Source organism: Pseudomonas palleroniana (genome assembly GCF_022836895.1).
Taxonomy (GTDB): domain Bacteria; phylum Pseudomonadota; class Gammaproteobacteria; order Pseudomonadales; family Pseudomonadaceae; genus Aquipseudomonas; species Aquipseudomonas palleroniana.
The window spans coordinates 2720853-2743646 of sequence record NZ_CP092411.1 but is presented as its reverse complement, the minus strand read 5'-3'; the positions used below and the strand labels follow the sequence as shown (position 1 = coordinate 2743646).

At 62.0% G+C, this 22794-nt stretch carries 17 protein-coding genes; 12 read left to right on the top strand and 5 right to left on the bottom strand.

The features are described from left to right. The first annotated feature begins 147 nt into the window (after positions 1–147). From MJP36_RS12570 to MJP36_RS12530, 9 genes are all read left to right on the top strand, one after another. On the top strand, positions 148–831 hold the full coding sequence (locus MJP36_RS12570) for a fimbrial biogenesis chaperone (protein ID WP_244385457.1): 684 nt from the start codon (positions 148–150) through the stop codon (positions 829–831). Positions 832–959: 128 nt separating this feature from the next. After that, positions 960–1838, top strand: a complete 879-nt coding sequence (locus MJP36_RS12565; protein ID WP_244385456.1) for a fimbrial protein — start codon at positions 960–962, stop codon at positions 1836–1838. A gap of 59 nt (positions 1839–1897) precedes the next feature. Continuing rightward, positions 1898–4696 (top strand): ATP-binding protein, encoded by a 2799-nt coding sequence (locus tag MJP36_RS12560; RefSeq protein WP_244385621.1) that lies wholly within the window; start codon positions 1898–1900, stop codon positions 4694–4696. Continuing rightward, on the top strand, positions 4683–5876 hold the full coding sequence (pvrR, locus tag MJP36_RS12555) for a response regulator cyclic di-GMP phosphodiesterase PvrR (RefSeq protein WP_244385455.1): 1194 nt from the start codon (positions 4683–4685) through the stop codon (positions 5874–5876). The genes MJP36_RS12560 and pvrR overlap by 14 nt, the downstream gene beginning before the upstream one ends. Before the next feature lie 83 nt (positions 5877–5959). Next, positions 5960–9133: a hybrid sensor histidine kinase/response regulator gene (locus MJP36_RS12550; protein ID WP_244385454.1), complete on the top strand. Its 3174-nt coding sequence runs from the start codon at positions 5960–5962 to the stop codon at positions 9131–9133. A gap of 23 nt (positions 9134–9156) precedes the next feature. Then, a complete protein-coding gene (locus tag MJP36_RS12545; RefSeq protein ID WP_060756869.1) occupies positions 9157–9804 on the top strand; it encodes a response regulator in 648 nt (215 codons plus the stop codon). A gap of 195 nt (positions 9805–9999) precedes the next feature. Beyond that, positions 10000–10605, top strand: coding sequence for a fimbrial protein (locus MJP36_RS12540; protein WP_060756870.1), 606 nt, complete (start codon positions 10000–10002; stop codon positions 10603–10605). Positions 10606–10677: 72 nt separating this feature from the next. Then, positions 10678–11418, top strand: coding sequence for a fimbrial biogenesis chaperone (locus MJP36_RS12535; protein WP_090369894.1), 741 nt, complete (start codon positions 10678–10680; stop codon positions 11416–11418). A gap of 85 nt (positions 11419–11503) precedes the next feature. Continuing rightward, a complete protein-coding gene (locus MJP36_RS12530) occupies positions 11504–14020 on the top strand; it encodes a fimbria/pilus outer membrane usher protein (protein ID WP_244385453.1) in 2517 nt (838 codons plus the stop codon). Between the two features lie 12 nt (positions 14021–14032). Here MJP36_RS12530 and fecE read toward each other — a convergent pair whose 3' ends face one another. From fecE to MJP36_RS12505, 5 genes are all read right to left on the bottom strand, one after another. Continuing rightward, positions 14033–14821: a Fe(3+) dicitrate ABC transporter ATP-binding protein FecE gene (fecE, locus tag MJP36_RS12525; protein WP_244385452.1), complete on the bottom strand. Its 789-nt coding sequence runs from the start codon at positions 14819–14821 to the stop codon at positions 14033–14035. A 4-nt stretch (positions 14822–14825) separates the two neighbouring features. Next, positions 14826–15794, bottom strand: a complete 969-nt coding sequence (locus MJP36_RS12520) for an iron chelate uptake ABC transporter family permease subunit (RefSeq protein WP_060756874.1) — start codon at positions 15792–15794, stop codon at positions 14826–14828. Next, positions 15791–16780 (bottom strand): iron-dicitrate ABC transporter permease FecC, encoded by a 990-nt coding sequence (gene fecC, locus MJP36_RS12515; RefSeq protein WP_060756875.1) that lies wholly within the window; start codon positions 16778–16780, stop codon positions 15791–15793. Before fecC ends, MJP36_RS12520 begins: the two co-directional genes overlap by 4 nt. A 2-nt stretch (positions 16781–16782) precedes the next feature. Further along, positions 16783–17703 (bottom strand): Fe(3+) dicitrate ABC transporter substrate-binding protein FecB, encoded by a 921-nt coding sequence (locus MJP36_RS12510; protein ID WP_161549273.1) that lies wholly within the window; start codon positions 17701–17703, stop codon positions 16783–16785. A gap of 131 nt (positions 17704–17834) precedes the next feature. Continuing rightward, positions 17835–18725, bottom strand: a complete 891-nt coding sequence (locus MJP36_RS12505; RefSeq protein WP_060756877.1) for a LysR family transcriptional regulator — start codon at positions 18723–18725, stop codon at positions 17835–17837. Between the two features lie 166 nt (positions 18726–18891). Here MJP36_RS12505 and MJP36_RS12500 point away from each other — a divergent pair, with 166 nt between their 5' ends. The 3 genes from MJP36_RS12500 (at position 18892) to MJP36_RS12490 (ending at position 22770) form a co-directional block, all read left to right on the top strand. Next, the gene (locus MJP36_RS12500; protein WP_198762096.1) at positions 18892–19974 is read left to right on the top strand and encodes a 4-oxalomesaconate tautomerase; all 1083 of its coding nucleotides are present in this window, start codon (positions 18892–18894) and stop codon (positions 19972–19974) included. A 44-nt stretch (positions 19975–20018) separates the two neighbouring features. After that, complete coding sequence (gene dctA, locus MJP36_RS12495) at positions 20019–21332, top strand: C4-dicarboxylate transporter DctA (protein ID WP_060756879.1); 1314 nt, start codon at positions 20019–20021, stop codon at positions 21330–21332. Between the two features lie 133 nt (positions 21333–21465). Continuing rightward, a complete protein-coding gene (locus MJP36_RS12490; RefSeq protein WP_060756880.1) occupies positions 21466–22770 on the top strand; it encodes a CitMHS family transporter in 1305 nt (434 codons plus the stop codon). Positions 22771–22794 lie beyond the last annotated feature (24 nt).

The window sequence follows — 22794 nt, the reverse complement described above, 5'->3', positions numbered from 1 at the left end:
GGTCGGCACCCGGCTATGACTTTAAGGCGATTCTGAAACGGCAGACGCAGCGCGAGCGCACTTTTAAGAATCGCCTGAAAGCCCTGCCGCCGCCTTGCCTCTACCATGGTCTGCGTCTGCAAATGCCCCATGGAATTGATTGTGTTGATGCCCCTTTTGCGAATCCTGCTGATCGCCGGTGCGTTGCTGGCCCTGGCGCCACCCGCCCGCGCCGCACTGAAAATCGAAGGTACACGGCTGATTTATTTCGGCCAGGACAAGGCCGCCGGCATCAACGTGGTCAACCAGGCGTCACAGGACGTGGTGGTGCAAACCCGGATCACCGCCGAAGATGAAACCGCCAACCGCGATGTGCCGTTTGCCGCCACCGAGCCGCTGGTAAAACTGGGGCCTGGGGAGCATCACCGGCTGCGGGTGCTCTACGCAGGCGCCGGACTGCCCCGCGATCGTGAATCGTTGTTCTGGCTCAATCTCATGGAGGTCCCGCTCAAGCCGAAAGAGCCCGGCAGCGTGCAATTTGCGATCCGCCAACGCCTCAAGCTGTTCTACCGGCCGCCCGCGCTCGAAGGCGGCTCGACCGAAGCGCTGCAGCAGTTGGTGTGGCGCCGCCACGACGGGCAGAGCATCACCGTGAGTAATCCCAGTGCGTTTCACCTGTCGTTGGTGAACGTGCACACCGACACCCAGGCGCTCAGCGATTATCTGCTGCTCAAGCCCCACGAAAGCATCACTTTGACCACGCCGGGCGTTTTGCCCAAAGGCACCACCCTTCACTTCACCGAAATCAACGATATCGGTTTGCAGGCCCGCCACCGCGCGGCGCTCAACTGATCCATCGCGGGGTATTGGCACCTATGTCACTCATCAAACGTGTTCTCCCATTCTTACTGTGGGGCTGCGCCGCGCTGCCCGCCACCAGCCATGCCCTATCCTGCGTGGAAGATGGCAGCGGCGCGTACGTGGATATCAACCCCCTGGGTACTTCGCTGGCAGTGGCGGCCGACGCGCCGGACGGTACGATCATCTGGGAGTCGGGCCCACGCTCCACCAACGTGCTGTGCAAGGACGACCAGAACCACGGTCGTGAAGAGGTGTATTTCTACGTCAACCCGGCCAATGTCAGCATCGGCCAGGGTATCCGTGTAGGTATTCGCTACAACAATGCGCCGATCACCCAAAGCACCGGCAAGGTCGGTACCGGCTTCTTCTCGGACCGCGGCTGCACCTGGTCCAACTGCACCGGTTGGGACAAGGCACGCTTCACCTTGAACTTCAGTGTGTTCATTGAAAAATATGGCAAGACGCCGCCCAATGGCCAAGCCAGCACCCTGACCCAATACCGTGTCTTTCAACTGGACGGCGTACGCGGGCTTAACAGCAAGCCCAACAGCAACCTCAATTACATCGTCACCGGTATGAACGACATCCGCTTCGTCCCCTGCGCGCCCGAGCTGACCATCACCCCCAGCGTGGTCAACTTCCCCACGCCTTCGCGCACGGCGCAGATCGGCGCGGTGGCCAGCACCGCGAATTTCAACTTGAGCCTGCGCAAAGCCTGCGACACGCCCTACACCGTCAACGCACGTTTCGCCACCACCCCGGGCGGCGGCAGTGTGATCAACGGATTGCTGGTGCCGGCCAACAACAGCTCGGTCGGCATCTCGTTGTCGCGTGCCGAAAGCGATCAGCGTTTGCCGTTCAATGACTGGTTCACCTTGCAGACGTTGATGGGTTCCGGCCAGGCGCGCAATGATTTCCGTGCGGACTTGAGCTGGCGCACCCTGCCGATTCCCGGGGCTTTCGAGGCGGCGGTGGTGGTCGACATGTTCTACAAGTAGCTGGCGACTTTAAGGATCGTCTTATGCCACTGGCAGCGATCTGCCACTACTCTCTGTCGATGCGATTGAAAAGTTATCTGCTCCAGATCAACCCCGTCCTCTCCCGACCCGAAGCAGCCAGAAGGCTGCTTCGTACGTTTGCCACCGTGTTACTGATTGGTATCTTGAGCGGCGTCTATACCTTCCTGTTGTCCACCTTCAACAACGATATCTCTCAACGACGCGGCTACATGAGCAGTGCCATCGCCGAGGCACATACTTTTTTCACCAATCGCGAGGCCCTGCTGGAAAGCCTCAGCCTGTCGGCGGTACGCAAACAGTCACGGATCTATCCGCCGTCCCCGGAAGAAGAACATTTGCAACTGGGCGATATCCCCGGCAACCAATGGAGCATCTGGCTGACCGCACGCATGCGCGACTACCTGAAGGCCCGGCAACTCAACCTGCTCTACGTGAACGCCGGCCCCAGCCCGCAGGTGACCCGCCTCTACAACTCGACCGCACAGGTGCTGCCGACGTCCAAGTGCATGCTCAACCGCCTCAAGGCCCTGCAATACCGCGACCCGAGCACCCTCGGCGAGCTATGGCTGAGTGACAGGACCGAGCACCACTCGCACCTGTACGTGTTCATCCGCCTGGACGAGCGCGATGCCAATTCAGGTTGGCTGGGCCTGGAGATGGAGAGCCGCGAGGTCTCCTCGACGCTCAGCGACCAGAGTGCCGGCGAGTTCATGATGCTCAACTCCCAAGGCATGCTGGTCTTCACCAACAGTGCCGATACACGGCTGAGCCAACAGCGCCTCAAGCCGGGCGAAGACAGTTTTTTCGGATTTGTCGGCAATGGCTGGCTACCCGACCACTTGGTGATCCGCAAGCATTTGAAATCCTCCGACTGGCAACTGATGTATTCCATTGATCTGCGCGCGGTGGTCACCGGTCTGTGGAAACAACTGCTCGGTTCATTGTTGTTCTGCCTGTTCAGCCTCACGCTGATCTGGCTGGTGATGCGCCGGGTCGACCAGCGCTTCATCATCCCGTCGATCCATCGCATCCAGGCCCTGATCGAGAGCGAAGCCTTCGGCCGCGACGTCATCCAGACCGCGCCCGTCGCCTTGTGTGTACTGCGCCGTACCGACGGCCAGGTAGTGCTGGAAAACACCCTGGCCCAGCAGTGGCTCGGCAACGGCCCGGAGCGCGAAGCCCTGCGCGACGGCTGGATCGAGCAAGCCTTTGCCGGCGAGCCTTGCGAACGCAGCGACTACTTTGAAACCGTCGACGGCCGGCACCTGTACTTGAGCAGCGCGCCGACCCGCTACAAGGGTGAAGACGTGCTGTTTTGTGCCTTCAGCGACCTCAGCGCGCGCAAGCAGGTCGAGGCTGCACTGGAAGAGGCCAGGCAATCGGCGGACGCCGCCAACGCCGCGAAAACCCTGTTCCTGGCGACCATGAGTCATGAGATCCGAACGCCCCTGTACGGTGTGCTGGGCACCTTGGAGCTGTTGGCCCGAACCCAACTGGATGCCCAGCAAAAAGACTACCTGCAGGCCATCGAAGGCTCGTCCGCCACGTTGCTGCAACTGATCTGCGACGTGCTTGACGTGTCCAAGATCGAAGCCGGGCAGTTGGCACTGGAGATGAGCGAGTTCTCGCCATTGGACCTGGTGCACGAAATCATCCAGGGCTATGCCGCAGCCGCCCAAGGCAAGGGTTTGCAGTTGTACGCCTGCTTGGACCCCAAGTTGCCCGAACGGTTGATCGGCGATGTGACGCGTATCCGCCAGATCCTCAACAACCTGCTCAATAACGCAGTGAAGTTCACCGATTACGGGCGCGTGGTGCTGCGAGTCAAGGTGCTCGGCCGCGACGGCGAGCGGTCCAGTGTGTTGTGGCAAGTCTCGGACACCGGCAAAGGCATCGCCCAGGAAGACCAGGCGATGATTTTCGAGCCGTTTTACCAGAGCGAAGGCAACACCAATGTGGTGGCCGGCACCGGGTTGGGCCTGCCGATTTGCCAACGCCTGACCGAGTTGATGAACGGCTCGCTGCGCATGGTCAGCGAGCTGGGCCTGGGGAGCAGCTTCAGCCTCACGCTGCCGCTGGAAGAAGCGCCTACCCTGCCGGTGAGCGCCTTGCTGGCCGACACCGTCTACGTCGCCTCGCCCATTCCGGAACTCGCCCACGCGATCAGCGGCTGGCTGCGTCGCTGGGGCGCACGGGCCCAGCCCGGCCTGCCGAACCTGCCCGACCACAACCTGCTGCTGCAATTGCACCCCGGCAGCGTCGATCCCCTGCTGGCACCCGACTGGCCGGGGCCGGTGATCCATGTCAGCAGTCACGCCAGCACCACCGTAGAAGCTGACAGCGGCGCGTGGCACGTCAACCTCAACCACCTCGGTGCCATCCATCAGGCTGTCAGCCAGGCCCAGGGGCTGTGGGTGGCCCGCAGCGATGAGCCGACACGCCAGAGCGACGTGGACGCCCTCAACCTGCACCTGTTGGTGGCCGAGGACAACATCATCAACCAACTGATATTGCGCGACCAACTCGAAGAACTCGGCTGCACGGTGGAACTGGCGGCCGACGGCCAGGAGGCGCTGCAGTTGTACAGCGCCGGGCATTTCGACGTGGTGCTGAGCGACGTCAACATGCCCCACATCAACGGCTATGAGCTGGCGCGCGAATTGCGGCGCCAGGGCTGCACGCTACCGATTATCGGGGCCACTGCCAACGCCATGCGCGGCGAAGCCGACCTGTGCCTGGCCGCCGGCATGAACCATTGCCTGGTCAAACCCTTTGCGTTGCGGGCGCTGTTGAACGCCCTGGCACCTTATGCACGGACCACCCATGAAGCCCCTTAGTATTTTGATCGTCGAGGACCACCCCCTGCAGCACATCTACCTGCAGCACCTGCTCAGTGAGTTGGGGGATTTCAGCCTCGAAACCGCCGAGGATGGCAAACAAGCGCTGGAGCGTCTGCGCCAGCGGGATTTTGATCTGGTACTGACCGACCTGCTGATGCCCGGCATGGACGGGGTGCAATTCATCCAGTGCCTGGCCAACCTGCGCTGCAAGCCGGCGCTGGCGATCATGAGCGCGGCTTCGCGGCGCATGCTGATGGCGGCCAGCCTGGTGGCGAAAAACCTCGATGTCGAGGTGATCGGACTGATCTCCAAACCGGTCGCCGTCGACGCCCTGCGCAGCCTGGTGGAGCAACTCAAGACCAAGGTACACAGGCCCTCTCCCGCCCTGACCGAGTACCTGGATATCGACCGCCACACGCTGGTCCAGGCCATGGGCAACGGCCAGCTCCAGGCCTGGTTCCAACCGAAAAAGTCCCTGGCCAACGGCCGTATCGTCGCCGCCGAGGCCCTGGTGCGCTGGATGCACCCTGAACAAGGCGTGCTATTGCCAGCCGCGTTCCTGCCGGCGATCAAGGCATTCGAGCTGGAGGAACGCCTGTTGTGGGTGGTCCTCAAGCAAGCCATCCATGCCCAGGAGCGTTGGCGCCAGCGCGGTTATGAAATACCCGTGTCGATCAATTTGCCCACCCACCTGCTCAACAGCCATGACCTGGCCGACCGCCTGCTGGAGTTCGTGCTGCACTACAACGGGATCCCGGGAATGATTTGCTTCGAACTGATGGAGTGCTCGGTACCGCAGGACATCAGTAACTTCTATGCCGGGGCGTGCCGCCTGCGTATCAAGGGCTTCGGGCTGTCCCAGGACGATTTCGGCAAAGGCTACAGCTCGTATCTGAACCTGGTGTCCACACCCTTCACCGAGCTGAAAATCGACCAGGCCCTGGTGCAAGGCAGCCACGATAACGAAGGCATGGCCCAGGCCTTGGCGAGCATCATCGCACTGGGCCGCAAGCTCGGCCTGACGGTGGTCGCCGAAGGCGTGGAAACACCCCAGCAACTGGCCCTGCTGCGCAAGATCGACTGCAATCAGGTGCAAGGTTTCCTGATTTCCCACGCGGTGTCTTCAGACCAATTTCAGCAACTACTGAACAATGATGGCCCCGCGACATCTCACTAGCTGGCGGCCCCGGATCATTTGCGCTTTATTAAAGAGCAAGCGCCCTCCAGTGCCGATCTATCCTGCGCCTGTGGACCCTCCTGATGAAGCACAACAACGCGATCCTCGAAGCCTTTACCCGTAGCTCTGCGCGCCTGAACAAAGGCCTGATGGTACTGATTGGAATCGCGTTGCTGCTGGTCCTCACCAATTACTGGTCACTGCAACGAGGCATCGAAACCCGCTACGGCGCGACGCGCTTTCACTTCACGCGCCTGATGGAAAACCTCGCGGAGCAGCAAACCTACCTCAAGAGCCTGACCCATCCGGGTATCCAGGCCGAACTGCTACGCGCCACCCACGTCCAGGTCAGCCTGAAAAGCCGTATGGTCGACAATCGCCGCACGCTGTACGAAGGCCAGAAGTATTCGTTTTCGGTGCCGTTCAGCGTCAAGTTCGATGAGCAGCAGGTAGGTGTCGCCTCCAGGCCGGCGATTTTTGCCTTGGGCGCGCACCTGACCAGCTACTACAGCGCTTTCTGGTCCTCGTCGCCGTACGAGGCGCCGCAAACCTTTCTGTCCAATCGCCAGACGAACTACACCATCACCATTCCGTCGGTGGGCTACCAGCGAAGGGAAGGCACCGAGGAAACCGGCAATCTGGTGACGTTGGTCAATGCGGTGCAACAGATCCTCACGCAAACGCCGCAACCGCTCGAGCAGGATCGCGTGTATTGGCACACCGGACCCGAGCCCGAACACTTGCTGGCCTATATCGGCCTGCCACTCGAAGGCCAGGGCCAGACGGTAGTCGGCACCTTGCTCGATCTGTCGCAGGTCGACGACGTACAGCGTGCCCTCGATCACTCGGCGTTTGATCGCTTCACGCTGATTGCGCCGGACGGCGAGCGGTTGATCGGGCCTGCGACGCCGGCGTCACTCAGTGATGGCGTGCATTTCACCGCCAATGGTTTTCAATTCAAGATCACCCACGCAGGCGACCAGCCGTGGAGCGCGGTCTATGGCCTGAACTACTCGCACTTCTTCCACTCCGCCGTATGGCCGCTGAGTACCCTGGCGCTGCTGCTGGCCAGCCTGATCACCCTGGGTTGGGCCGGCAGCCGTTGGTATCGACGCCAGGTCATCGCACCGGCGCGCCTGGCCCATGAACGCATTGCCGAAAGCATGGCGTTCAGCCGCGTCATCATCGACACCGCCCCCACCGGGCTGTGCGTGGTGCGGCGCAGCGACGGCAAGGTACTGATCGAAAACCAGCGCGCCCAGCAATGGCCGGGCACCGCCCGCCTGGTGGCGGCCATGGCCGGTCAACATGACCCTGCCGAGCATGGCGAGACGCATCTGGAGATCGAAGGCCGGCACCTGCAAATCGGCTTCGTGTCGACCCGCTATCAGGCCGAGGATGTGCGTTTGTACGCGTTCAACGACATCACCCGGCACATCGAAGATGCGCAATCATTGGAGGAGGCACGTCACGCCGCCGACACTGCCAACGAAGCCAAGACGCTGTTCCTGGCAACCATGAGCCATGAAATCCGCACGCCGTTGTATGGCGTGCTGGGCACCCTTGAGCTACTCGGCCTGACCGACCTGGACCCGCACCAGCAAACCTACCTGCACACCATCCAGCGCTCGTCAGCCACGCTGTTCCAACTGATCAGCGATGTGCTGGATGTCTCGAAGATCGAGTCCGGGCAAATGGCGATAGAAGCCATGGACTTCTGCCCCCTGGACATACTCGAAGACACGCTGCACACCTACACCGCGTTCGCCCAGCGCAAGGGCTTGCAGCTCTACAGCTGCATCGACCCGCAGTTGCCTGACTGCGTAATGGGCGACCCGATGCGCATCCGCCAGATCCTCAACAACCTGGTGAGCAACGCCATCAAGTTCACCGACACCGGCCGTGTGGTCATTCGTGCCAGGGTGATCGGGCGCGACAGCGACAGCGTCGATCTGGAATGGCAAGTCACCGACTCCGGCGTCGGCATCCCCGAGGTACAGCAGGCCAAGCTGTTCGACCTGTTCTACCAGGCACCGGATACAGCCAGCGAAGGTGGCGCCGGCCTGGGGCTGCCGATATGCCGGTGGCTGGCGCAGATGATGGGCGGTGAAATCAGGCTGGTCAGCGAGCCGGGCCTGGGTAGCAGTTTTACGCTGAAAATCCGCCTGCCCTTGTGCAGCGGGGCACTGACCCACCCGCCAGTGATCGAACCGAGCCCCACGCCGGTGTACGTGCAGGCACCCGTGCGCGAACTGGCACAGTCGATGAGTGACTGGCTCAATCGCCTGGGCATTGCGGCCGACCTGGCGGCGGCCATCCAGGAAAAAGACAGCCGCCACGCGGTGCTGGTCGACCTGCTGCCCAGCGAGCCCCCCTGCCCCTGGACCGGCCCACGTGTACTCTGCCTGCCGGGCGCACACAGCCCGCCACTGCATACGGCGCAAGGCTGGGTAGTCGATTTGCATGATGTACGCACCCTCGCCGCCACCGTGTCACTGGCGCAGCACGGCAAGTATGAGCAACCCGCAGCGGCACAGCCGCGCAGCGCCGGTCATTTGGGGTTGCGCATCCTGGTCGCCGAGGACAACCCGGTCAACCAGGCGATCATCAAGGAACAGCTAGAGGCGCTGGGTTGCTCGGTGACCCTGGCCGTCAACGGTGAGCAGGCGTTGCAACTGTGGCAACCGCAGGTCTTCGACCTGGTACTGACCGATGTGAATATGCCGTTGATGAACGGTTATGAACTGGCCAGGAAGCTGCGCGAGCATGATCCGCAGTTGCCGATCATCGGCGTGACCGCCAACGCAATGCGCGAAGAAGGCGTGCGCTGCCTGGCGGTGGGCATGAACGCCTGGATCGTCAAACCCTTGAGCCTGCAAACCTTGCGTGCGCAGTTGATCAAGTTTTGCCAGGCCAAGCCGCCGCCGGAGCGCGCCATCGCGGTTTTCGATGACCGCGTGCAACTGTCGGACACGATGCGCCCCCTGTTCATCAGCACGTTGCGCCAAGACCTGCAGCAGATCGGCGCAGCCCTTGAGCAACGTGATGCGCACAGCCTCGGGCAGCGCCTGCATTCAGTCGCCGGTGCCCTGGGCGCGGTGCAGGCACTGGCGCTGTCCCAGGCCTGCATCGAACTGGAAAGTGCACTCAACAGCAGCAGCCTCAATACCGCACTGGTACTCAACGTGAAGGCGGTCATGCAGCGAATGTCGGCCATCCTGGAGACGCTCCAGCCTGGGCACACTTCACTCACTTGAACTGGCACTACGGACGGCCCCTTATGAAAACATTCAACGTGGTTATCGCGGACGATCACCCGATCGTGCTGCTCGGTGTACGCGAACTGGTGGAGCGTGATACGCGCTTTGCGGTCGTGGGCGAGGCTGTCTGTTCGGCGGGCTTGATCGAGTTGCTGCAACGCCAGGTGGTCGACATCGTGATCACCGACTACAACATGCCGGGCGACTCGCCCTACGGTGACGGGCTGAAACTGGTGGAGTACCTGAAACGGCATTTCCCGCAGGTGCAGATCCTGATCCTGACGATGATTTCCAATCACCTGATCCTCACCCGCCTGCAGGAACTGGGCGTGGTCGGCATCATCCAGAAAAGCCAATTGCACACCGAGATTCAACTGGCGCTCAAAGCCATTGCGCAACAAGGCGCCTATCACAGCCTGGAGCCGCCGAAGACCTCGGTGATCGAGACGCTGACGGCGATCGACGAACGCGTTTCCACGTTGTCACCCAAAGAGTTCGAAATCTTGCGCTTATTTATTGCCGGCATGAGCGTGAGTGATATTGCACGCTGCCAGAACCGAAGTTCCAAAACCATCAGCGCGCAAAAGATTTCAGCCATGCGCAAACTTGAAGTGAGCAGCGACCAAGACTTGTTGGCTTATTGCCTGGCCCGCAACATTTTCAACTAACAAGCACTTGCAAGCCATTCCTGGATAATGGCTTTGCCCTTTATTTACGGGCCTAAAAGCTGTTCAACCCGCGCAAACTTGCCGCCCCTCGTGCCACTTATAAGAATCGTCTTATTTGCCCGCCTGCCACTGCCCCTTACTCTTTGCGGGCAGTTCAACAACAGCATTTCCCAACTAACACTTACGGACATCATCATGAAGAAGTTTTCCCTGGCTGTTATCGCCTCGGCCATTATCGCCGCTTCCGGCAGTGCATTCGCCGCAGACCCGGTAACCCCCACTCCAACCCTGGGTGGCAGCGGCAAAATCACCTTCACCGGCGTGATCAACAACGATGCATGCTCGGTGGACGGCGCCAACTCCGACCGCACCATTTCGGTCGACATGGGCAACGTTTCGATCAAGGACATGGGCACCGCAGAAAACCCGGCTGCCGGTCGCGTGACCGCCAAAGACTTCAACCTGAACGTCAACTGCAACGCAGGCACCAAGGTCGCGATGATCTTTGACGCCAACAACGGCGGTTCGGGCCTGGTCACCGGCAAGAAAGTCCTGGCGCTGAACGCCGGCTCCGCTTCGGCGAAAAACGTTGGTATCGCCCTGCTCGACAGCAACGGCGCGCTGATCGACCTCAGCTCGCCGTCCACGGCGCGCATTGAAAGCACCATTCACGGCCAAGGTTCCGAAGGCGGCGACGCCACCTTGAGCTTCGCAGCCGCCTACGTGACCACCGCAGCCGCCGGCTCGGCCGTTGCCGGTCGTGGTGATGCAACCCTGCCGTTCATCCTGCAATACGAATAATCGGCGCCCCGGCACCCGACGTGCGAGGCCCCGCGGCCTCGCCATTCCTTCTGATCACACTGGATAAACCTCATGCTGCCTCGTTCGATTGCCGCATGCCTGGGGCTGCTGGGCATGCTTATGGCGACCCAGGCCGGCGCCAGCATTTCACTGAACGCCACCCGCATCGTCTTCGATGGCGACCACAAGGAAGCCAACATCACTGTGCGTAACGGTAACCAGGATGTATTGGTGCAATCCTGGGTCGACATGAATGACGCCGGCGCCAGCCGTGCGCCCTTTGCGGTCACGCCGCCCCTGGCCCGCGTGTTTGCCAAGGAACAGCAACTGCTGCGCGTGCTGTATGAAGGCACCGGCATGCCCACGGACCGCGAGTCGGTGGTGTGGCTCAACGTCCAGGAAATCCCCAAGGCCAGTGAGGCCGAGAACACCTTGCAGTTGGCCATCCGCCAACGCATCAAGATTTTCTACCGGCCTGCCGGGTTGCCCGGCAGTGCCTTGCAAGCCCCGGCACAGCTTGAGTGGACGCTGGTCCGACAAGGCGCGCAGACGCTGCTGAGCGTGAAAAACCCGACGCTGTATCACGTGTCGATGGCTGACATCAAAGTGCAGGCGCAACTGGCGAGCGACTCCACCATGATCGCGCCCGGCGAGCACAAGCAATTTGCGCTCGGTGCCCTGCCCACCAGCGGCCCGGTGCAATTGTCGTTCTACAGCATCAATGACTACGGCGCGCAGAATCACTACACCACGCCCCTTTCAAGCGGCGTTTCGGCCCCTGCACACGCCACTGAATCACGACTGGCCCCTTAAGCCTGCTCTCTAACCCCCAGGCGAATGCCGGGTGCGCATTTGCGTGCCTGCCTGTTCGCTGCCGGGGGACGTCAAAGGTCTTCGCATGTCTTCTCTTTCCAGCAACAGGCCCGTGCGTTGCGCACTGAAATTCAAGACACTGTCGTTGGCGATCGCCGCCAGCTTGCCGGCCTGGGTGATGGCCGATGAGGCCACCGAAGCCTTCAATACCACATTTTTACAAGGTGGGCAGGCGGTCGACCTGCAGCAATTGCTCGCGGCCAACAGTGTGCTTCCGGGCAATTACCGGGTGGACCTGTTCAGCAACGAAGTGCTGGTCGGGCGGCGTGATATCGACTTCCTGCGCAACCCGCAAAACGGCCAGGTCGAAGCCTGCCTGACCCTCGACCTGCTCAAGCAAATGGGAATCGACATGGCTCGCCTGCAGGCTCAAGGCAAAATCGACCCTGAACATCCCGCGCCCTGCTACTCACTGGCGCAGTTGATCGAAGACGCCAGCGTGCGGTACGACAGCAGCCGCCTGCGTCTGATGGCAAGCATTCCACAAATAGCTATGCAACGTGGCCTGCGTGGCTATGTCGACCCGCAGTTATGGGATGACGGCGTGCCGGCGGCGTTCATCAACTACCAACTCAACAGCAGCCGCACGGCCGGCGACTATCAAACCCGCGTCAACCATAACCTGGGCTTGCGCAACGGCATCAACCTGGGTGCCTGGCGCCTGCGCAACGAGTCGAATTTCAGTGGTGGCACCGCGCGCTCGAACACCTTCACCAGCAACCGTACCTATGTGCAGCATGACGTGACGGCGATCAAAGGCCAGTTCAGCGCCGGTGAGATCTTCTCCGATACCGACCTGTTCGACAGCGTGCGCTATCGCGGCGTGAAACTGGCCTCGGATGAAGGCATGCGCGCCGACAGCGAGCGCGGCTATGCGCCGGTGATCCGTGGCGTGGCCCAGACCAACGCGACCGTGGAAATCCGCCAGAACGACTACATCCTCTACACCGCCAACGTAGCGCCAGGCCCGTTCGAGATCAACGACATCTACCCCAGCGGGTCCAACGGTGATTTACAAATCACCGTGATCGAAGCCGACGGCAGCCGCCGCGTGACGATGCAGGCGTTTTCCAGCCTGCCGATCATGGTGCGTGAAGGCCAGGTCAAGTACAGCGTCTCGGCGGGCACGTTCAAGAGCAATGCCGAGGGCCTGGCGACTCCCCGATTTGTCAGCAGCACCGTGGCATATGGCTTGACCAGCAGCCTGAGCGGCATCGTCGGTGTACAAGCCAGCGAGGCGTACAACGCGCTGTCTCTGGGAGCCGGCAAAAACACCGCACTGGGCGCGGTATCGCTGGATGTCACGCACTCATCGAGCAAAGCCCGGGGGCAAACCACCCAGGGCAACAGCGTGCGCGCCCTGTATGCCAAGACCTTTGCCGGCACCGACACCAACTTCACCCTGGCAGCCTACCGCTACTCCACCGAGGGCTACCGCAGCTTCACCGACCACGTCGAAGACATCAGCGAAGGCGCGCGCTTACGCACCGGCCACTCCAAGACCCGCACCGACCTGACGATCAACCAAAGCCTCGGGCGTCATCGTGAATACGGCAGCCTCTACGTGAACGCCAGCGATCAGCGCTATTGGAACCGTGGCGGCTCCCAGAGTTTTTCTGCCGGCTATACCAGCAACTGGGGCGATGTGACTTACAACCTCGGCGTCACGCGTACCAAGCAAATCGTCACCTGGGGCGAACCCAGCGATGACACCCAAGTGAACCTGTCCATCTCCTTCCCGCTGGGCAGCCAGCCGCGAGCGCCACGAGCGTTCGTCACCACCAGCAGCAACCGCGGCGACACCACCACCCAAGCCGGGATCAACGGCTACGTCGCCGATACCAGCGACACCTTTTATTCGGTGCAAGCCGGCCACAGCGACACCAGCGGCGATTCGGGCTCGGTGAACATCAACAGCCGGACCTCGGTAGCGGACGTCAGCCTGGGTTACAGCCAGGGCCAGGGCTACAACTCGCAGAATCTCAACCTCGCAGGCTCCGTGGTGGCCCACGCGGGCGGGATCAACCTGGGGCAGACCGTCAGTGAAACCTTCGCGCTGGCCGAAGTGCCAGGTATCAGCGGGGCAAAAATCGGCAGCTACAGCGGCGTCGAAACCGGCTACAACGGCTATGCGGTGATCCCCACGGCCCAACCCTACCGGGTGAACTGGGTGAGCCTGGACACCCGAGACCTGGGCGGCGATGTCGAAATCAGCAATGCCACGCAACAACTGGTGCCGCGCCGTGGCGCCATCGTCGTGGCGCACTACAGCGGCACCACCGGACGGCGGGTACTGTTCGAGTTGTTCGATGCCCAACACCAACCGCTGGCGTTTGGCGCGTCGCTGGAAGATACCCAAGGCAAGCAACTGGCGATCGCCGATCCGAACGGCAACGCCCTGGCATTGGTGGAGCAGGATCACGGCACCTTGATCATCAAGTGGGGTGAACAGCGATGCACTGCAAGCTACGCGCTGCCACCGCAGAACAAGGCGCTGAACTATGAGCGCCAGGCGCTGGTGTGCATGCCCCCGGCCGGTTGAGGGGGCCGAGCATCAATGCGTGCGTGTGCTCCTCTGCACCACGCACATGGGTGTACCTGCCACCGGCTCATTGATGATCTGCACATGCACATCGAACACCTGGTGCATCAACTCGGCACTGATCACCGCCGCTGGCGCGCCATCGGCCACCAACCTGCCGCCGTGCATCACCGCCAGGTGATCGGCGTAGCGACAGGCCTGGTTGATGTCGTGCAGCACGGTGATGACGGTCTTGCCTTCGGCAGCCAGTTCGCCCATCAAGTCCAGCAGTTCGACTTGATGGCTGATGTCGAGATAGGTGGTGGGTTCGTCGAGCAGCACCACCGGCGCATTCTGTGCCAGCACCATCGCCAGCCAGGCGCGCTGGCGTTGGCCGCCAGACAAGTCGGCCAAGGCACGCTCGGCCAGGGTGTCCAGCTCCAGGCGTTGCAGGGCCTGGGTCACGTGGGACTGGTCATTGCCGCTCAGGCGCCCCCACAGCGAATTATGCGGGCTGCGACCATAGGCAACCAACTGGCGCACGCTGACCCCCTCCGGCACGGGCAACACCTGTGGCAGGAACGCGATCTGCCGCGCCAGTTGCCGCGCGGACAAGCTGGCATAGGGCTGCCCCTCCAGGGTCAGCTCGCCCTGGGTTGGCTTGAGGATACGCGCGAAGGCTTTGAGCAAGGTGGACTTGCCGCAGCCGTTAGGACCGATCAACGCCGTGACCTTGCCCGTCGGCGGCGCGAACGACAAGCCTTGCACAATGCGCGTTGCGCCATAACCGATATCGAGCTGGTGTGCCTTCAGAATACTCATGTCATCAGCCCTTGAAACGTGCCAGTAACCAAAGAAAATAGGGCGCGCCGATCACCGCCGTGAGCACCCCTGCCGGGATCTCGCTGGGTGCGATCAAGGTGCGCCCGAGGGTATCAGCGAGCACCAGCAACAATGCGCCGATCAACATCGCCGCCGGCATCAGGTAGTGGTGATGCCCGCCCACCAGGCGCCGCGCCATATGCGGCGCCACCAGCCCAATGAAACCGATCGGCCCGATCACGCCGACGCCCAGGCTGGTGAGCATCACTGCGCAGGCCATCGCCCACCCGCGCGTGCGGTTCAACGCGGTGCCCAGGCTATGCGCCGCCTCATCACCGAGCGCGATCAGGTTCAGTGGCTTGGCCAGGCACAACCCCAGTGGGATCAAAACGAGAAATGGCAGCACCAACCCCACATGGTGCCAGTTGCGGCTCCACAGGCTGCCGGTGAGCGCGAGCAATGCGGTGTTGATATCCAGCGGGTGGGACAGGATCAGGAACTCGGTGATGCTGGACAGGGTCACCGCAATCGCCACCCCGGACAGCGCAAAGCGCACCCCGGAAAAACTCACCCCGCTGTTGTACAACGCCAACAGCAAAGCCCCGGCCGCCCCACCCAGGCACGCCACCAGTGGCAGCCAGCCAATCGGCAATTGCGGCCAGGTGATGATCGCCACGGTAAGCGCCAACCCTGCGCCCTGGGTCACCCCGAGAATCTCCGGCGAGGCCAGCGGGTTGCGTATCACCCCCTGCACTATCGCGCCTGCCAGGCCGAAAGCGCAGCCGGCAAGGATCGCGATCAGGCTGCGCGGCAGGCGGTGGTTCCACACTTCAAAATCGACGGCGTCGTGGGCCAACAGGCGTTCCACTACCGTTTCGGGCGTGAGCCACAGGGTGCCGGCGCTGAGGCTGACAAACGTCACCAGCAGCAACAGGCCCGCCAGCAGCCAAAGGCGAAAGCGTGGCCGAGTCATAGGGCGCGCCTGGCGAGAAAAAGAAAGAATGGCGCACCGATCAACGCGGTGACGACCCCGGCAGGGGTTTCCACGGGGAACGCCACGGCGCGGCTGAGCAGGTCGGCGCCGAGCACAATCACTGCGCCCAGGGCGGCACTCAGCGGGATCAGCCAGCGATAGTCGTTACCGAGAAACTGCCGCACGATATTGGGCGCAATCAGCCCGACGAACCCGATGGGGCCGACGGCGCAGACACTGGCGCCCACCAACAACAGACTGGCAACGAAGACCTGCAGGCGCAGGCTGGCGATGCCCACGCCCAACGAACGGGCGGCCTCCTCGCCCAGGTTGATCAAGTTCAAGCGCGGCGCGCACCACAACGCCCACAGACCGCCGACCAGGGTGCAGGGCCAGAGCAGTTGCACCTGCGCGGCGCCCACGTTGGCCAGGGAGCCGGCCAGCCAGTTGAGGACACTTTGCGCCTGGGCCTCGACCAGAATCACCGTGAGCCGCGTCAACGCCGCGCATAACGCCGCCACGGCCACACCGGCCAATACCAGGCGCCCCTGGGACGTGGTGGGCGACCAGGCGCCGCCGAGGCTGAACACCGTGACCCAGGCCAGCGCGCCCCCCACGCACGTCATCAACAAAGCGCCACCGGCAAAGGGTGGCGCCACCAGGCCGGTGGAAAACAACGCCAGGCCCAGCGCCGCCCCGGCGGTTACGCCGAACAGAGACGGCGAGGCCAGGCGGTTACGCGTGATGCCTTGCATCAATGCCCCCGCCAGGCCCAGGCAGGCGCCCACCAACGCCGCGCACACCGCACGCGGCACCCGCAGCTGGGCGACGATATAAGCCATGTTGCCGCCCGAGTGACCTTGGTGCACCAGGCCATTCCACGCATCCGCCGGGGTGATCACAAACGGCGACCAGCTGTACAGCGAAAGCCAGAACAACCCGCCTCCCAACAGCACGATGCCGGCGGCGGCTAAACTGCGCTGCACGGTTATTGGCTCAGTACGGCTTTGCCGCCCTTGAGAATCGCCAGGGCGTCTTCGGCGATTTGCTCGGAGGCCAATACCCCTCGATTGCGCGCCCAACTGTCACCGTCCACTTCAGCCACATGCTGGTTGCGCACCGCGCCAAGCACCTGCCACAGCGGTTGCTTGCTCCAGGCGTCGACGATGCTCGGGCGGCGGTAATGGCCGACCAGCAACCAGCCCGGATCCAGCGCCAGCAGTTGCTCCAGGCTGACAAACTCCGTCGGCGCCGCCTTGGCACGTACCGACGGCACTTTCAGGCCGATGGCTTGCAAAACGCTGCCGGCATAGGAGTCCGGGCCGTGCACGGAAAAACTGTCTTCACGCGCAACGCCGAACAGCACACTGGCACCTGCGGGAATCTGCTGTGCAATCGCCTTCAGGTGCTCACGGTTCTGCGCGATACGCGCCTCCATCTGCGGGCTCTTGCCCAACGCCTTGCCGATCAGTTCGGCGGACTTGAGGCTGCCCTGGTAATCCTCACCGCGCGAGGGCAGCAGCAAGGTCGGTGCGATACTGGAGAGGTCGCTATACAGCGCCTGGTGGCGGTTCAGGTCGGCGACGATCAGGTCAGGCTTGAGCCTGGCGATTTCCTCGATGCTCGGCTGCGAGCGCAAGCCCACGGACGTCCACTGGCCGATGGCCTGGCGCACCTTGGGCAACACGCGGTTGGCGTCGCCATCATCCGCCGCCCCGACAGGCGTGACGTCGACTGCGGCCAGGCTGTCGAGAAAGGAAAACTCCAGTACCACCACGCGCTTGGGCGCATCCGGCAGATGCACGGCGTGCTGGCCGTCATTGAGGTCGATGGGAGCGGCGCATAACACGCTTGAAGAGAACGCCAGGAGACAGGCGGCAAGGGTCGCAATGGAGCGCAGTAATCGCATGAAGTACCTCGGCGTTGACACACCCCGCCCAGGCAGGCCGGGGAAAACGGCGGGTACTATTCCACAACGGCGCGGTGCAATCAAAAAACATTCTTATTAACACCACGCCGGCCGACCAGACGGTCAATGGCTTATTGCGGCCATTGCTCAAGCAATATCGACACGAATTTTTCCGCCGCCGGCGAAAGCGATGCCCCACGGCGGTAGACCAGACCCAACGAGCGGTTCACCACCGGCTCGATCAACGGGACGCTGACCAAGGTGGGATGGTCCTCGGCCGGCATGGCCAGGCTCGGCATCGCCGACACTCCCAACCCAGCCTCCACCAGGCCCAGCGAGGTCGACAGATGCTGGACTTCGTAGAACCACTGCGGCCGCCAGCTCAAGCCAGACAAGGCATGATCGAGCAGCATGCGGTTGCCGCTCAGGCGCCCGACGCCGATCAGGCGGTAATCGCTCAATTCAGACCAGGTGACCGCACTGCGCTTGGCCAACTCATGATCACGCCGGCAGGCCAACACAAACGGTTCGCTGACCAGGGGCACGAACTCGATGTCCGGGTGCTGCCCACTCATCATGTTGATACCGAAATCAGCTTCCCCACGCAGGACCGCTTCAAGCCCCTCGTTGGCGCTCAAGTCCAGCAGGCGGATGCGGATTTTGGGGTAGCGTTCGTTGTACAGACGAATCACCGAGGGCAGGAAATAGAACGCCGCCGTCGGGATGCACGCCAGGGTGACCCGGCCGATCTGGCGTTCGGCGAGTTCACGGATATTGAGAATCGACTCGTCGAAGTCGTCCAGCAGGCGGCGTGCCTTGGGCAGGAAGTCGCGGCCGACGCTGGTGAGGCTGACCTTGCGCGTGGTGCGATCGAGCAACGCGGTGCCCAAGCCCTCTTCGAGCTTTTTGATCCGGCGGCTGAGTGCGGGCTGAGACAGGTGCAGGGCATCGGCAGCTTCGTGAAAACTGCCAAGTTCGGCGATCTTCACGAAAGATCGAATGTCGTTAAGCTCGTAGTCCACGTTATGTCTCATCCGCTGCAAGGTTCGAAAAGAAAATCCAGCGTAAATTTATCATTCGTAAAACGCAACAATCTCGTCAATTTTTGCATTTGATAGATCTTTTAAAGCTTGAGACTCTTGTCCGCAGAGCATCAATTAACTCGATTGATCAACAAGAGTCAGTATCATGCAAAGAATTCCCTGTGTGCTGATGCGTGGCGGCACCTCCAAAGGCCCGGTGTTTCTAGCCTGGGATTTGCCGGCAGCGATTGAGGCCCGTGACGAGCTGCTGCTCAACCTGATGGGTTCCGGCCACGAGCTGGAGATCGATGGCATTGGTGGCGGCAGCCCGCAAACCAGCAAGGTCGCGATTGTCAGCCCCTCACTGCATCCCGATGCGGACGTTGATTACCTGTTCGTTCAAGTGATGGTTTCGCAACGCCGCGTCGACAGCGCGCCCAACTGCGGCAACATGCTGTGCGCCGTCGGCCCTTTCGCCATCGAACAGGGCCTGGTCAAAGGCACGCCGGGGCGCACCCGGGTACGTATTCGCAATGTGAACACCGGGACCCTTATCCATTCGCAGGTGTACACACCGGATGGCAACGTCAGTTACGAGGGCGACACCGCCATCGACGGCGTGCCGGGCACCGCAGCACCGGTGCAACTGACGTTCCTCGATGCGGCCGGCAGCAAGACCGGCAAGCTCTTCCCCACCGGCAACACGCAGGATGTGATCGACGGTATTGCCGTCACCTGCATCGATATGGCGATGCCGATGGTGCTGATCGAGGCTGGCCAACTGGGCAAGCGCGGTGATGAAAGCCCGGCGGAACTGGACGCCGATAAAGACTTCCTGCGGCGCCTTGAGTCATTGCGGCTGCAGGCCGGCCAGGCCATGGGCCTGGGCGATGTCAGCCACAAAGTGATTCCCAAGCCGGTACTGGTCTCGCCCGCCAAAGCCGGCGGTACGATTCAGGTTCGCTATTTCATGCCGCACAACTGCCACCGGGCCCTGGCCATTACCGGCTCGATTGGCCTGGCCACCGCCTGCGTGATAGAAGGCAGCATCGTTGCGCAGATGCTCGGCGGGATCAGTACGCCGCGCCCTCAAGCGGTGCGTATCGAGCACCCCAGCGGCGGGATTGATGTCGTATTGTCCTACACCGGGCTTAACAGTGAGACAATCCAGGCATCCGTCGTTCGTACTGCGCGCAGGCTGTTTTCCGGCTACGTCTACGCCACAGATTCACAGCGCCTCGCCGGATAATTCCGGCGGTCGTTGGCATTTTTTGCATCCGCACAATTCTAAAAATGGGTGATGCCATGAAAGTTGTTAAATCGCTCTACTTCCAGATTCTCTGCGCCGTGGTACTGGGCATCGTGGTCGGGCATTTCTGGGCCCAGCAAGCCATTGCACTCAAACCGCTGGGTGATGCCTTCATCAAGCTGATCAAGATGATGATTGCGCCCGTGGTGTTCTGCACCATCGTCACGGGCATCGCCGGGATGAGCGATAAACGCTCGCTCGGGCGCCTGCTCAGCAAGACCCTGCTGTTGTTCCTGGGCTTGACGGTGATCAGCCTGCTGATCGGCCTGGTGGCGGTATTTGTGTTCCAGCCGGGCGCGGGCATGAACATCGATCCCAGCCAGCTGAGCACCAAAGGCTTGACCCAATACACCGAGTCGGCCGCCAAGCTTGGGGTGGTGGAATTTTTCATGCACATCATCCCGGAGACGTTTATCGGCGCCTTCAGCAAGGGTGAAGTGCTGCCGGTGCTGTTTATTGCGGTGTTGTCCGGCTTTGCCTTGTCGTCACTGGGCGAGCGTGGCAAGCCGGTGCTCGATGTGCTCGAGGCCGCCTCGCAGATGGTGTTCAAGATCTTCGCCTACCTGATGCGTTTCGCTCCGATCGGCGCTTTCGGTGCCTTGGCGTTCACCGTCGGCCAGTACGGCATCACGTCGCTGGGCTCGCTGGCCAAGCTGATCATGACCTTGTACATCGCCTGCGGTTTCTTCGTATTCGTGGTACTGGGCAGCATTTGCCGCGCCAACGGTTTCAGCCTGTGGAAACTGCTGCGCTACTGCCGCGAAGAGTTCCTGGTGGTGCTGGGCACCTCCTCCACCGAGCCGGTCATGCCGCGCATGCTGGAGAAGCTCGAAGCGCTGGGTTGCAAAAAAGGCGTCGTGGGCCTGGTACTGCCCACCGGCTACTCGTTCAACCTGGACGGCACCGCGATCTACCTGTCGCTGGCGGCGATCTTCATTGCCCAGGCGTGCAATATCGACCTGAGCCTGACGCAGATCATCACCATGCTGGCAATCATGCTGCTGTCCTCCAAGGGCGCTGCCGGCGTCACCGGCAGCGGGTTCGTCGCACTGGCCTCGACCCTGACGGTCATTCACGACATCCCATTGGCCGGCCTGGCGTTGCTGATCGGCATCGACCGCTTCATGTCTGAAGCGCGGGCCCTGACCAGCCTGGCCAGCAACGCCGTCGCGACGGTGGTGATGTCGCTGTCGGAAAATGCCTGCGATCGCGAAACGCTGCACCGGATGCTCGACGCCAAACCCTCTGCGGCACCGGTAGAAGCCTGGGAAGACTTGAAAGTCCCCAAACGCGCTTAGTACTCCCCGGGCAACGCCCCTCCTGACTTGACTTGACTCCCTCCCCCGCCAGGCGCCTTTGCCCGCCCGGCGGGCCAGGGCTCGTGCGCCTCGGCGTCAGCCATTATTACGATAACAACAAGAGAATCGTCCTATGCTTGCTTTCCTTGGATTGGCCATGGTGGTCGTATTCACCGTCCTCATCATGACGAAGCGCTTGTCGCCGATCGTCGCGCTCACCGTGGTACCTATCGTCTTCGCGGTGATCGGCGGTTTCGGCGGCACCACCGGCAAGATGATGCTCGATGGCCTGAAAATGGTCGCACCATCTGCCGCCTTGCTACTGTTTGCGATCCTGTTTTTCGGCCTGATGATCGATGCAGGCCTGTTTGACCCGCTGATCCGCAAGATCCTCAAACGGGTCAATGGAGACCCGATGAAGATCGCGGTGGGTACCGCCCTGCTGTCGTTGCTGGTGGCACTCGACGGCGACGGCACCACGACCTACATGATTACCTGCGCGGCCATGCTGCCGCTGTACAAACGCATCGGCATGAACCCGATGATCCTGGCGACCATCTCCATGCTGTCGCTGAGCATCATGAGCGGCATGACACCCTGGGGCGGCCCCGCAACACGGGCGATCGCCGCGCTGGGCCTGGATGCCGGCGAATACTTCGTGCCGTTGCTGCCGACCATGATCGGCGGCGCCCTGTGGGTGGTGTTCACGGCCTTTCTACTCGGGCGAGCCGAGCGCAAGCGCATCGGTAACGTGCAACTGCAAAGCGGTGGCGGCAATTGCTATATCAACGCGATTCTTGAGGACACGCCGCACAAGCGCCCGAAGCTGGCGTACGTCAACCTGGCCTTGGTGATTGCGGTGATGGCGGCCCTGGTGATGGGGCTGATGCACTCTGCGATCCTGTTTCTGATCGGCTTTGTGCTCGCACTGATGATCAACTACCCGCAATTGGACATTCAGAAAGAACGCATCCTGGCGCACTCAGGCAACGCCATGACGGTGGTGCTGCTGGTGTTCGCCGCCGGGATTTTTGCCGGGATATTTTCCGGCACCAAGATGGTCGACGCCCTGGCCCAGACGCTGGTCGACTGGATCCCGCCGTCCTGGGGCCACCTGTTCCCACTGGTGGTGGCGATCACCAGCATGCCGCTGACCTTCGTGCTGTCCAATGACGCCTACTATTTTGGCGTGGTGCCGATCCTGGCCAATGCCGCCGCCGCTTATGGCATCGACCCGGTCGAAATCGCACGTGCCTCGATCCTGGGGCAACCCGTGCACCTGATGAGCCCATTGGTGGCCTCGACCCTGCTGCTGGTGGGCATGGTGGATCGCGATATCGGTGACTTCCAGAAAGCCACCGTCAAGTGGGCTGTGCTGACCTCCCTGGTCGTCACCGCGCTGGCCCTGCTGACCGGCGCCATCAGCCTGTTCATCTGATTCACCAACGCCACTGCTGCCGTC